This is a genomic window from Bacteroides bouchesdurhonensis (assembly GCF_900155865.1).
Taxonomy (GTDB): domain Bacteria; phylum Bacteroidota; class Bacteroidia; order Bacteroidales; family Bacteroidaceae; genus Bacteroides; species Bacteroides bouchesdurhonensis.
The window spans coordinates 3,562,096-3,575,403 of the sequence record NZ_LT707006.1 but is presented as its reverse complement, the minus strand read 5'-3'; the positions used below and the strand labels follow the sequence as shown (position 1 = coordinate 3,575,403).

The following is a 13,308-nucleotide window of genomic DNA, read 5'->3' as shown; positions in this document are numbered from 1 at the left end:
TTATTCTTTATCTTTTAAATCACCTAGAGGATAGAATGGGAACATGTTTTCTTCCATCCATTTATTCGCCTTTTCCGGAGTCATCTTCCAACCGGAGTTACAAGTAGACACAATTTCTACAAGGTTAGATCCTTTACCACTCATTGAATTTTCAAAAGCCTTACGAATCGCTTTTTTCGCTTTACGGATGGCAGGAACTGTGTGTACGGACTGACGGGTAACGTAGGCTGTACCTTCCAGTTGCGCTGCAATTTCTGTAATTTTTAGTGGGTATCCATGTAACGCTACATCACGTCCGTAAGGACAAGTTGAACTTTTCATGCCAACTAATGTCGTAGGTGCCATCTGGCCACCGGTCATACCGTAGATGGCATTATTGATAAAGATAATAGTAATATTTTCCCCTCTGTTCAGTGCATGAATTGTTTCGGCAGTACCGATACAAGCCAAGTCACCGTCACCCTGGTAAGTGAATACGAGACGATCGGGCCATAACCGTTTGATAGCTGTGGCTACTGCGGGAGCACGTCCATGAGCTGCTTCTTGCCAGTCGATATCCAGATAGTTATAGATGAAGACTGCACATCCTACCGGTGAGATACCGATGGTCTTATCTTCCATACCCATTTCCTCAATTACCTCGGCAATGAGTTTATGTACCACACCATGACTGCAACCCGGGCAGTAGTGCATGGAATTATTGTTCATCAGAGTCGGTTTCTTATAAACCAGATTCTCGGGCTTGATTATTTCTTCTTTAGTCATAACTTCTTCTTCTTATCTGTTGGTGAACCGTATAAAAAACTCCATTATCTTAACGAACACAGCAGTACCGCATACGTAGATAAATAATTTAAAGTCGTCTCTCGCTACAAAGTAGATGATTACAGATGCTATAGCCAGAATAATAAAGACGATGTTTAGTACGTTTCTTATTTTATCGGGATTCATCGTTTCGTTATTTGATTAGTTTATCTACCAGTGCTTCTACTATTTCGTCCGGATCGGGAACAATACCGCCGAGACGTCCGAAATGTTCAACGTTGATCTTACCGTTTACTGCCAAGCGGACATCTTCAATCATCTGTCCTGCATTCAGTTCCGTTACGAGCATACCTTTTACTTTATCGGCATAAGCTGCAATTGCCTTAGTTGGGAAAGGCCATAAAGTAATAGGACGTAAAATACCTACTTTAATTCCTTTTTCACGTGCAATTTCCATTGCTTTCTGACCAATACGTGCCATTGAGCCAAAAGCAATAATCAGATATTCTGCATCTTCGCAGTTGATTTCTTCAAAACGCACTTCGTTCTCTTCAATTTCGCGATATTTAGCCTGGAAACGGAGATTGTTGATCTCCATTGCTTCCGGTTTCAGTTCGAGAGAAGTAATGATGTTCGGTTTCCGATCTTTTGTCTTTCCGGTAGAAGCCCACGGACATTGTTCGATAACCTCAGCTTCGGTACGGCGTGGCTTTTGAGCAGGAAGAACTACTTTTTCCATCATTTGTCCGATCACTCCGTCGGCAAGAATGATAGCCGGGTTACGGTATTTGAATGCCAGTTCAAACCCCAAGCTAACGAAATCTGCCATCTCTTGTACAGATGCCGGAGCAAAAGCGATTAATTTATAGTCACCATGGCCACCGCCTTTTACAGTCTGGAAATAGTCAGCCTGACTCGGTTGGATCGTTCCCAAACCGGGACCTCCACGCATTACGTTTACAATCAAACAGGGGAGTTCCGCACCCGCAAGATAAGAAATACCTTCTTGTTTCAAACTTACACCCGGGCTGGATGAAGAGGTCATAACCATTTTTCCGCTTCCTGCACCTCCATATACCATATTGATAGCTGCTACTTCACTTTCTGCCTGGAGCACTACCATGCCAGTTGTTTCCCAAGGTTTCAGTTCGGCAAGTGTTTCCAACACTTCCGATTGGGGAGTAATAGGATAACCGAAGTACCCGTCCGCACCGCAACGGATAGCTGCGTGGGCAATGGCTTCGTTACCTTTCATTAATACTACTTCTTCTGCCATATTCGTTTCTTTTATTCACATTTAACTTTATACACTGAGATACATCCGTCCGGACAAACTGTCGCACAAGAACTACAGCCGTTACAGGTATCTTCTTTCACTTGGAAGGCATAGTTATAGCCTTTCATATTCACCTCTTTATTGAGGGAGATTACATCGAGCGGACACGCTACTACACATAGGTTGCACCCTTTGCAACGCTCTGTATCGACTACGATTGCTCCTTTGATTTTTGCCATATTCTTTAACTTTATTACGTTACCTTTATTTCGATTATTGATTGTACATATCTTTGTGATAGAAGTTCAGGATATCTATTGCCATCTTTCGAGCTTGTACGGCAGGACTGTCGGGGTTAAGATCGATGGCGTGTTGGTAGTTATCCAAAGCCTGTTTCCAATCTCCCTTTTTTCGATAGGCATTTCCCAGTAAATAGTAAAGAGCGTCTTTCTTGAGTTCCACAGGAATATCTTGGAGGAGTTGATTCAATTGCTCGATTGCTTTATCCACATCTCCCCGATTAATAAGCTCTTTTAAAATATCTATTTGCTCCATTTTTTCTTATTTCGGGATTCTGACTTGCAAAGATAGCTTTTATTTGAATAAAGATGGCAAATAAACTTGGAAATTTGCACCCTTTTGTTTTTTATGGAAATAAAATGCAGCATAAGCAAACGGATGCTTATGCTGCACAACTGAACTGGAATAAAAAGAATGTTTATTTCAACTCTTTAATACGGATGTTCCGGAATTTGACCGGAGAACCATGCCCTAAGAAACCGATATGTCCTTTTTTGTTGAATAGTCCCGGATGTTTCTTATGATCGGCCGTACCGTTCTTAGTAGCTTCGCGAATATTACCTTCTGTGATAACAACACCATTCACTGTTACGCGGATATTGTCGCCGTTCGCTACAATTTCTTCCACATTCCATTCGCCGACGGGTTTGAATATATCACGATGGTCAGGCTTTGCCGGAATAATACCATATACAGAGCCATGATGTTGTAAAGGAGTGATGTCCTTATAGATAGGATGTTCGCAATCCAGTATCTGAATTTCCATTCCCACATAAGCTGCGTCTCCTTTCATTGGGGTACGTATACCGACGCCATTGTTTGCACCTGGAGTCAATTGGAATTCGAAGCGGAAGACAAAGTTGTCATATTCATCCTTTGTATACAGGTTACCACCGAAGCTTTTGCTTGGGTTCAGAGAAATACAATTATCCTCCAATGTATAGTCTACCGTATTACCGGTCCATTCATGCATATTGGTACCGTCAAATAATATCTTGAAACCTTCTTTTACTTCCTCTGCAGAAAGTTTGAATGGTTCTTTACGTTCCAACTCTTTTACATATATGTTGCGGTAATATACCTTGCTGCCATGTGCTTGTAATTCAATTTGCTCTATTGGGAAAATTGGTGATTTACGATCCCAGTAGTTTTCGAGGATTACATCGTCCACTACTTTTTCTCCATTTAGAACTACTGTTACACGGTCACCCACCATCTTAATATAGAAACTGTTCCATTCACCCAGCTTATTATCTGCAACTTTTGATGGTTTGCTCATGTTCACCTGATTGTTATACAAGCCACCGGAACCTACTTGTGCACCTACATTCGTACGGGCAGTATCCCAGATTTGTACTTGAGGAGTACCACGCAAATAAATGCCGGCATCTGCTTCGGGACCTGCCGGATCAAGCATCCAGTCTACGTACATTTCAAAGTCACCGTATTGTTTTTCTGTACACAGATTATCAAAGCCTTTGCCTACGTATGCTAATAGCCCATTTTCTACTTTCCAGTCTCTGCGCATCGCTTCATCGGCTTTTTTCTGGGCTTGTGCCAACTGTGCAGGTTTCATTTTAGCCCGGACAATTGGATTTTCTACCAACCCTTTCCAACCGGTCAGATCTTTGCCATTGAAGATGGATACGAAACCTTCGCCTTGAGGCATTTCAGCTAAATGCTTCTTGATAGCCTCTTTTTGATAACGTGCGTCCGGATTGTCCAATACTTCCAATACTTTATTTAGTAAATCGCGGACATTGGTTCCTATATATTGTTTATTACCTAACGCAATATTCATGACAGCATTGGCTGCTGCTTGCTGTACAGGTTTCTGATCAAGGAATTCGCCGGCATATAGCATTCCAAGGAATGTATCAGTCTTTTCAATCTGTTGCAGGATTGATTTTTTCTGAGCATCTGTCTGAGCAATTTCCATTGCCTTGCGTAGGCTTAACAAGCGTCTTTCACCTGTGAATGCAGGATTAGATACTAATTTTATGTAAGTTTTAAGTCCCGGTTCGAAGAATTTGGAAGATGGACTCTGCTTACAGATGTTATATAACTCATCAGCTACTTGGTTGTCTTTCCAATTTAAAAGAGCTTCAAAAGCAGCATCTTTTTTAACTCCGGTATTAGAGTGGAAACCTTTCACAATGGTTGCCAACACTTCCGACTGACCGGTAGAAGATAGTACCAGATAGTAAAGATATTGTTTATCGCCGGCTTGTGACATACGGCTATTCACAATTTTAACTTGTTCCTTTGCCGGCAATGAGGAAATTGCAGAAATCACAGCACGCTGCATAGCAGGAACTGTTTGTGCATCGGCACTTTCCAACATTTTACACATGGTGTCAATGTCTTTGTTGCTTACCACATCTTTCAGTGTCGCATAAGCTACTTTCTTAACTTCGGGAGAGCCGGATTGTATTTGTTCTAATACTGTGTTTAAGTTATTGGCAGCTTTACGCATAGACAATAATTCAATTCCGGCAATTTTACCGGCATCGGTGGAAGAGGGGATAGCTTCTGCTACTGCGTCATTAATATTTCCAGGGAAAGCAACTAAAGCATCTTGTCCCAATAGTACGATTTGCTTGTCGTTATCCTTCAATAATGCTGCAATAGACGGAATACTTGAAGGATCACCCATTTTAACTAATGTCCATACAGCAGCTTGTTTCACATCAAAGTCTGCATTATCTACTTGTTTCAATAATGCTTGTTGGAGAGGAAGCCCGGAACGTACTTCTAGATTCTGGATGATATCATGCTTGGATGTTTTTTTTGCTTCACGTCCTATCCAGCTCAGAATATCTACTTTCAATTCAGGTTTCGCTTTTTCCATTAGTTTTGCCAGGGCTATATATAAATCCTTATCTGCATAATGGGAAGCGTAATTTAAAGCAGCATTCCTATAATTCCTGCTTGGACTCTTCATTGCAGTCAGAATTAACTTGGTAGCACTTGCATTGTCGCCCTGTCCTTTGGCTAATTCGGCGTGTAGGAGAGCCTGTAGTGCTGCTTCGCTTGTTTGTTCCTTTCCTGCTTTAGCTGCATTTTTTTGTAGCTTTTGGGCAGCTTTCGTTACCTCTTTCAGATGTCCTTGCTCGATCAGACGGTTCAATAATATAATATAAGCCTCGTTAGCTCCTTCTTTAGTCATTGTATATCCATCTTTTGCTGCGGCATTTGCCAATGCATCCAATGATTTCAGACTTCCTATCTGGCTTAATGCATACAATAATTCAGTTTGTATTTCCGGGTTGGAAGTTTCTAACAATGTAAGTAGAAGATCTTCTGCCTCTGTTACCTGCACATCTCCAATTGCCTGAATAATATTCTTTTGCGTTTTTGGTGAACCGCTGCGGCTTTTTAAAGCAGCAGTCAGAATTTCTCCTGCTTTAGGGGTGCAGATAGAAGCCAGTGCACAAGCGGCAGGGCTACTTAAAGATTCATCATTGAGATAAGTGGCAAGAACATCCACACATTCGTCTTTTCCTAAAATTTGAAGTTGGCGAATGATGAAAGCTTTTGTCTCACGTTCACTTACTTTATCCAAAGCTTTCAGATAAGCATTAGCGATGGTCAGACGTGCATTTTCGTTCCCTTTCGCCATCACATAATGGCTCAAACCACTTAAGGCATAATCTACATTTGAGTTGCTACCTTTGCCCGGCGGATTGATTCTGTCTATTAACATCAAAACGCCCTCTTCACCTGTAGAACTCAGCTCTTTAATTAATTTATTGTACTCTGCTTGTTTAGCTGCCGGCATTTGGACCAACACATCAGCTACGGTTGTTTTTGCCGTACGATTGGCGGGCGATTGTGCCATTAGCATGCTTCCGCATAATAACAAAGTTGCTATTGATATATATACTTTCTTCATGTGTTTTCGATTTTTTGAATGAACTAAATATTCCACGGTGCTCTCGACGGCTGATCCAACAAACGGTTAGCTGCTTCGTCATCCACAAACTCAAGTTTTACAGGATCAAAGTTTAACGTTCTGTTTAGGCGAAGAGCAGCAGCTCCCATATTGACTATGGTTGCCGAACGGAATCCGTTTTGTTCGTTCAATGCAAATGGCTGACGGGATTTAACACTCTCGATGAAAGTTGAAATCTGTGGCTCGGGTTCCGGATAATCAGCCAATTTCTTTTCCCAATCAGGTATGTCACATACGAAATTCTTATATACATTACCTTTAGGACCTGCAATATAAGGAGTATTCGGATCACCATAGTCTCCACCCCATAGTACAATCTGACAACCATCGGCATAAGTGTAAGTAATAGAACGCCAAACTCCGACTGCATCCGGATGTTGTTGAGGAGCATCTACTTCTACTTTCACCGGGCTGGTGTCATCTTTACCTAATATATATTGTACAGGGTCGATATAGTGTTGTCCCATATCACCCAAACCACCACTATCGTAATCCCAATATCCGCGGAAATTCTGATGAACGCGGTGAGCATTGTAAGGCTTATAAGGAGCCGGGCCCAGCCACATATCATAATCCAGTTCAGCTGGTATCTGTTGGGGTTCTAGATATTCTTTACCTACCCAGTAGAATTTCCAGTCAAAACCTGTATGCTTGCTGATTGTCACTTTCAACGGCCATCCTAACATGCCGCTCTGCACTAATTTCTTTAAAGGTTTCACCGGTGTTCCCAATCCGTAGAAAGGATCTTTGAAACGGAACCAAGTGTTCAGACGGAACATACGTCCATATTGTTGTACTGCTTCCATTACACGTTTACCCTCACCGATCGTACGTGTCATTGGTTTCTCACACCAAATATCTTTTCCGGCTTTTGCAGCTTCTACTGACATGATACCATGCCAATGAGGAGGAGTTGCAATGTGAACAATATCCACATTGGGGTCTAAGATCAAATCACGAAAATCATGATAAGCAGCAATCTGATCTTTTACTAATTTTTTACCTAGTTCAAGATGCTTTTTGTCAACATCACATACGGCAACCAAGCGTGTACCTTCATAGTTTACATGGCCTCTACCCATGCCTCCAACGCCAATAATACCTTTGGTCAATTGATCACTTGGAGCAATATAACCATGTCCCAATACGTGACGTGGCACAATTGTAAAAAGAGCTAGTCCTCCGACAGTTTTTAAAAAGTTTCTTCTGTCCATTCCCATAGTAATAAAATTTATATGATTATTTATCTAATAATTCCTGCAAATATTTACGAGTCTTGATTACATAATCTCGATTGCTATCTCCTAACTCACACTCAATGGTTAAAGATCCTTGAAAGTTTTGTCTTTTCAATTCTTCAATGACGGCTGGAAAATTGACATCTCCTTCGGGTATATTTACTTCTTTGCCTAATACATAAGGATTATTCGGATCAGGATATTTTCCGTCCTTTGCATGAAATTCTTTAATCAAACTACCGAATAATTTTACAGCGTCAAGTGAATTTGCTTTTCCGTACATTAATAAATTAGCCAGGTCGCAATTGATAAAGAGATTTCCTGTACCTATGTCTTTAATCGCACGAATCAATGTGATGGGGGTTTCCTGTCCTGTTTCAAAATAGATCATGACATTACGTTCTTTTGCGTAATTTGCCAATCCTTTCATTACTTCAATAAAACTTTTGTATTGCTCAGAAGCCAAATCTTCCGGGATAAATCCAAAATGAGAGTGCATGGCCGGTATGTCTGCCATTACGCAAAAATCAATCATTTTGCGATAAACTGCTAGTTTCTCTTCACGCCCATTTTCAGGAACTAAACCGATTGTTGAGGGACCTTCCTTGAAATTCCATACACAATGTCCGGGAACCGAAACTACTGTTGTTACTTTAATCTGATGTTTTTTAGAGGCAGCTTTCAGTTTCTCAGCGAAGTTTTTATCCATTTTCTGGCTGTATTGGAGTTGGCAGGATCCAAATCCGGAATCATGTAGTTCTTTGAAACTTTTATCAATATCACTCCAATCATATTGAATAACACCTATAGTGATTTTATTCTCTGCTTTTATTCCGCAAAGGGGAATTAAGATGGCTAACAATAATAAGTTAAATCGTTTATTCATCGTATTAATATTAATATTGGCTAACATAGGTATGATTATAAGATTAGGATAATATGTGTTATCCATAATACCGGTGAAGGAGTAAAATAAAGTGTTCACTATATCCTTCTAATAACTGCTAAAAATTTAAGGTCCTTTCTTTTCCATTGTATTAGTGCTTTCGTTTCTGGTAGATATGGTTATTTTTCTAGTTTGCAAAGATATTCTTTTTTTTCTAATAGTGTGTAATGTTTGAGATAAAATAAATGAAAAAGTGAATGGAATATCGATTTTTTTGAAGACATTTTTATTTTGACCTAATAGATTTTATGTAATGCTCGCTATAAATATGCTTTTTATTATCTTTGATGCAAATTTAGATTTTAGTACGTGAGGAAATGGAAATAAGAGAACGTATACAGTTATTATTGGCTGAAATGAACCGGGGAGTCTACGAAAAGGAAACAGAAATAAACTTGTCCTTGTTGGCTGCTTTAGCCGGTGAAAGTATTTTGCTGTTAGGCCCTCCGGGAGTCGCTAAATCAATGGTAGCACGACGGTTGAAAAGAGCTTTTGTCAATGCGAAAGCTTTTGAGTATTTGATGTCTCGCTTTTCTACTCCTGATGAAATCTTTGGTCCGGTAAGTATTAGCCGGTTGAAAGAGTCGGATAAGTATGAACGGATTGTCGAAGGATATTTGCCTGTGGCTGATGTGGTATTCTTGGACGAAATATGGAAAGCGGGTCCGGCTATTCAAAATACTTTATTGACAGTAATCAATGAAAAGTTGTTTAGGAATGGAGATTCAGAATTAAAGTTGCCTTTAAAATTATTGGTTGCCGCCAGCAATGAGTTGCCTTCGAAGGGCGAAGGTTTGGAGGCTTTGTGGGATCGTTTTTTGCTTCGTGTGATTTGTACCTGTATAAAGCAGGAAGATACATTTTATAAGATGTTATTGGATGATAATGCCGAATTAGAAGATTGGAAATGTCAATGGCAGATTTCAGACGAAGAATATGCGGAGTGGCAACAAGAAATACGCCGGATAACTGTTCCTGCTGAGGTTTTGTCATGTATTACTGAGATTCGTAAATGTTTAGGTAAAGTTGAAATAGAAGCTTCCGAAATTCACCGCAATGTGTATATAAGTGATCGTCGCTGGAAAAATATTGTTCGTTTGTTAAAGACCTCCGCTTTTGTACATGGATGTTCCGAAGTTCGCACGACTGACATTTTACCTATTTATCATTGTTTGTGGAATGAGCCGGACGAATATGCAAATATCCGTCAAATTGTGATTCGTGCATTGTTTGTCTCTTATATGAAGGAACTTTCGTCTATTACTTTATCTCTTAAATCAGATTTGAAGGTAAGCCGTGTACGTGAAGCATTAGAGAAGGCCAGACAAAAAGGAGATCGTCGGGATGACGATTTGTTGATAATAGATCATTTCTATTATCAGGTGGAAAATCATGGTACAGGTAATACCTATATTTTTATTGTGGATTATAAAAATATGAAAGAGTATAGTACAAAAGATACGCCAACGGTAGGAGTGATGTACACCGATCCTTTACATCCGAAACGAACAATTATTCGTGCTTTTTCGAGTGTTCCTGACGAACAAAATGCTGAGCGGGTTTCGTTGTTCAGAGATAGTAGACATCTGTATATTAATGGTGTACGTTTTCCCATGAGAAGACTTAATAGAGGGGAGCAACAACAGTTGTGGCTGGGAAATCTGTCTGTAACAGATAGAGATTATGAGACAGAACTGGAGATCGTTAATAAGAAAATAGATAAGCAAGTGAAAGGTTTGCGGGAGAATATGTTTGTGACAGAAGAAGATAAAAAAGAAATCGATCGATACGTATCCACTATACGTAAAGAAATTGCATGGGCGCGTGTGGATGTACGTAAATTGCGGTACGGAGATGAGTAGATATACTTCAGCTTTTTATATCCAAGCATTGGATAAGTACATGAAAACCGGAGAGTGTGCAGAAACAGACTCGGAACCGTTGTATGCTTATTTATTGTCTGTTATGAATGATCCGATTATAAAAATACAGGTTTTGAACAATGATATTTGTGCTCGTATTTTTTATGATACTATGGTTCAATTTATTAAGTTGAATTTAGAGAAGGAGAGATATAATTTGCAGAAGAGTCAGTCGGAACAGGAGGGGATGGAATTGGCGTTGGAGTGGTCGATAGAGCGACGCAGGCATGGTTGGCAGGCACTGCTTAAACAGTTAGGTGATGTGTATCAGGAATTTGGCTTTGATCATCGTTTCTACAGAGGGCAGTTCGGGCAGGAAGGAAAGTATGCTGACGACAAGATATGGGAGAAAATGGTGGATGATTGGAAAGAAGCTTTTCGTCAGAAAAATCAGAAACAAAAGGAGGAAGAAATCGAACTGCGTAAGGATAATCTGGAACAGAGGATGCGTTCTAACTTTAAAAATATTCCGGAATATCTGGATAAGAATAAAGTAGAGAAGGATGAATTTTTTCAATCATGGGGATTGATGAATGGTATTTGGAATACGATTGATTTTGAACGGATACGAAAGATTGTACGTATTCAGAGAGAATTTCCGGAGATACTGAAAGTAGCAAATAAAATGGGGCGTATTGCTGATGATGACGGTCAAGATCACTTATCTGTGGCAGAAGGGGATATTTATAAAATGGAACATGCTTCTAAATGCGACATACTCGGTATTACAATCGGAAATGATTTAAACTCATTGTTGCCCACAGAATTGGTTCATTGCGCCGATGCTGAGCTGGAAGATTTATTTGTTTATAAATACCTTACCCATAAACTGCAAAACTTCCGTTATAAATCTGAGATTATGCAACCTGCCAGAAGATTGGAAGTCAAGCCGGCAGTATTGAAAGGACCGATGATCGTTTGTCTGGATACTTCCGGAAGTATGGTCGGAAAACCGGAAAAGATCGCATACTCATTGATGGTGAAACTATTGGAGATAGCTGATAGGCAGAAACGTGATTGTTTTCTAATTGCTTTTTCTGTGTCTATCACCCCAATTGATATTCGAAAAGAACGGGCGAAGCTGCTTGAATTCTTTTCTACTACAGCTTGTGGAGACACAGATGCAACACGAATGTTGAAAGCTATGTTTCAATTGCTTCAATCAAATAAAGTATATATGAATGCGGATGTATTGTGGATCAGTGATTTTAAAATTCCCCTTTCTTCGCCCGAACTGACCCGGCAAATTCAAGAATACCGGAAGGCTAATACACATTTTTATGGTTTGCAGATTGGCGTTGCTGAAAATGAGTGGATTCCTTTTTTTGATCGTATTTATCAGATTAATTATACTCCGATAAGGCGTTATTGATGTTATTTTGTTTATATAATAAATAGGTAATAAAGATGGTAGATGTGATTCTTATTATATTAGGTGCTGTATGTATGATTACTGGCTTGATAGGTTGCATCATTCCGATGCTTCCCGGACTTCCGGTCGCTTATGTCGGTTTGTTGTTGCTTCATGCAACAGACAAGGTTCAATATACTACTACCCAATTGTTGGTATGGTTATTGATTGTTGGCGTTCTGTCGGTCTTGGATTATTTCACTCCGATGCTGGGTAGTAAATATGGAGGAGGTAGCAAGTGGGGAAGTTGGGGCTGTATTATCGGAACTCTTGTTGGATTGCTTTTTCTTCCGTGGGGAATCATTATTGGACCGTTTCTGGGAGCTGTGATCGGGGAACTGTTAGGAGATCGAGAATTTCACCAGGCAATAAGATCGGGTATAGGCTCGTTAATCGGTTTCCTGTTTGGAACAGTTTTGAAACTAATTGTATGCGGATATTTTTGTTATCAGTTTATTGTTGGGGTATTCCATATGTAGGTTTTTTCTTGGACTTTACAAGGATTTTCTAATGTTAAGTATCCAAGGATTTTCGTATGTCTCAATATTCTTTTTTCCGATAAGTGAGGCCATTGTTTTACCCATTAGCTTGAAATCAGTAGATAGGGTTGTTATTCCCCCTGCAAGAATTTCTTTTAAGGGAGTATCATTATAAGATATAATGCCAAATTCCTGACCGGGAGTTAAATCCTGCTTTTTAGCCTGCTTCAGCACGTCTACTAGATCTCTGTCATTCACAAGTATGAAAAGATCTCCGTTTTTAATTTTTTTGCCTGTCACATTATTCAGATATTTATGCTCGAAACCATACTCCTTGCTGAATCTTTGTAAACCGTTATACCGCTCATAAGGTTCTTTAGCTTCACTTTGCACCATAAAGATCCGCTTGTATTTCTCTATATGCTTTAATTCAAACTTCAATGCTTCGTAAGTGTCTTTCTCGAAATTTTGTGTTACAGACGAATATTTCCCTTTGAGTTCGTTATGGCAATGATCCAATAGAAATACTTTTCCGGATAAAGATTGCAATAATGGATCTAATCCTTGGAATTTCCCTGGCATTAATATATAAGAAGTATATTTGCCATTTGCATCATTAACGAGGGTTTCGAATACTTTCCGATTATAATTATGGAAATAAATTTCTACGGTAGCTGTTTTGTCGATGTTTGTAATAAAGGAATTATAAAGTTCTTCTTTAAACTCATTGAACTCATTGAATAAAAGTAGAATTCGATGTTTTAAAGTAAGTTTTGTACTTGCGATATAATATCCTACTCCGGGAGTAGAATCGATGATCCCTCTGGATTTTAATTCACTGATTCCGGCAAAAACGGTATCTCGTGATAAATTATATTTCTTTCTAAACTCGTTGATGGAAGGAATCCAATCTCCTTTTCGGAAATGTCCTTCATTTATTCCTTCAATCACAAAGTTTACTACTTGTTTATATTTAGATTCATTGAGTTTCATTGATTCTATAATTGGTTTCCGGT

At 39.5% G+C, this 13,308-nt stretch carries 11 protein-coding genes; 3 read left to right on the top strand and 8 right to left on the bottom strand.

All coding sequences use genetic code 11. The features are described 5' to 3' along the window. The 7 genes from CZ225_RS15350 to CZ225_RS15320 all read right to left on the bottom strand — a co-directional run bounded on the left by CZ225_RS15350 (window position 1) and on the right by CZ225_RS15320 (window position 8,420). Entirely contained in the window at window positions 1–765 is a 765-nt protein-coding gene (locus tag CZ225_RS15350) for a thiamine pyrophosphate-dependent enzyme (RefSeq protein WP_077154625.1), read from the bottom strand. Between the two features lie 193 nt (window positions 766–958). Beyond that, window positions 959–2,041: a 3-methyl-2-oxobutanoate dehydrogenase subunit VorB gene (locus CZ225_RS15345; RefSeq protein ID WP_077154624.1), complete on the bottom strand. Its 1,083-nt coding sequence runs from the start codon at window positions 2,039–2,041 to the stop codon at window positions 959–961. A gap of 11 nt (window positions 2,042–2,052) precedes the next feature. Continuing rightward, entirely contained in the window at window positions 2,053–2,280 is a 228-nt protein-coding gene (locus CZ225_RS15340; RefSeq protein ID WP_077154623.1) for a 4Fe-4S dicluster domain-containing protein, read from the bottom strand. A gap of 34 nt (window positions 2,281–2,314) precedes the next feature. Then, on the bottom strand, window positions 2,315–2,596 hold the full coding sequence (locus tag CZ225_RS15335; protein WP_077154622.1) for a tetratricopeptide repeat protein: 282 nt from the start codon (window positions 2,594–2,596) through the stop codon (window positions 2,315–2,317). A gap of 163 nt (window positions 2,597–2,759) precedes the next feature. After that, window positions 2,760–6,236 carry a DUF1080 domain-containing protein gene (locus CZ225_RS15330; protein ID WP_077154621.1) on the bottom strand — a complete coding sequence of 1,159 codons (3,477 nt, stop codon included), beginning with the start codon at window positions 6,234–6,236 and terminating at the stop codon, window positions 2,760–2,762. Window positions 6,237–6,259: 23 nt separating this feature from the next. Then, a complete protein-coding gene (locus CZ225_RS15325; RefSeq protein WP_077154620.1) occupies window positions 6,260–7,516 on the bottom strand; it encodes a Gfo/Idh/MocA family oxidoreductase in 1,257 nt (418 codons plus the stop codon). Window positions 7,517–7,535: 19 nt separating this feature from the next. Next, window positions 7,536–8,420 carry a sugar phosphate isomerase/epimerase family protein gene (locus CZ225_RS15320; protein ID WP_077155849.1) on the bottom strand — a complete coding sequence of 295 codons (885 nt, stop codon included), beginning with the start codon at window positions 8,418–8,420 and terminating at the stop codon, window positions 7,536–7,538. Window positions 8,421–8,797: 377 nt separating this feature from the next. Here CZ225_RS15320 and CZ225_RS15315 point away from each other — a divergent pair, with 377 nt between their 5' ends. Genes CZ225_RS15315 through CZ225_RS15305 form a run of 3 tightly spaced genes read left to right on the top strand, consistent with a single transcriptional unit; the run spans window position 8,798 to window position 12,292 of the window. After that, entirely contained in the window at window positions 8,798–10,342 is a 1,545-nt protein-coding gene (locus tag CZ225_RS15315; RefSeq protein WP_077154619.1) for an AAA family ATPase, read from the top strand. Continuing rightward, window positions 10,335–11,774: a vWA domain-containing protein gene (locus CZ225_RS15310; protein WP_077155848.1), complete on the top strand. Its 1,440-nt coding sequence runs from the start codon at window positions 10,335–10,337 to the stop codon at window positions 11,772–11,774. Before CZ225_RS15315 ends, CZ225_RS15310 begins: the two co-directional genes overlap by 8 nt. 35 nt (window positions 11,775–11,809) lie before the next feature. Next, window positions 11,810–12,292, top strand: coding sequence for a DUF456 domain-containing protein (locus CZ225_RS15305; protein ID WP_077154618.1), 483 nt, complete (start codon window positions 11,810–11,812; stop codon window positions 12,290–12,292). Window positions 12,293–12,307: 15 nt separating this feature from the next. Here the strand turns inward: CZ225_RS15305 and CZ225_RS15300 are convergent, their stop codons facing one another. After that, the gene (locus CZ225_RS15300; RefSeq protein WP_077155847.1) at window positions 12,308–13,285 is read right to left on the bottom strand and encodes a GntR family transcriptional regulator; all 978 of its coding nucleotides are present in this window, start codon (window positions 13,283–13,285) and stop codon (window positions 12,308–12,310) included. Between the last annotated feature and the right edge of the window lie 23 nt (window positions 13,286–13,308).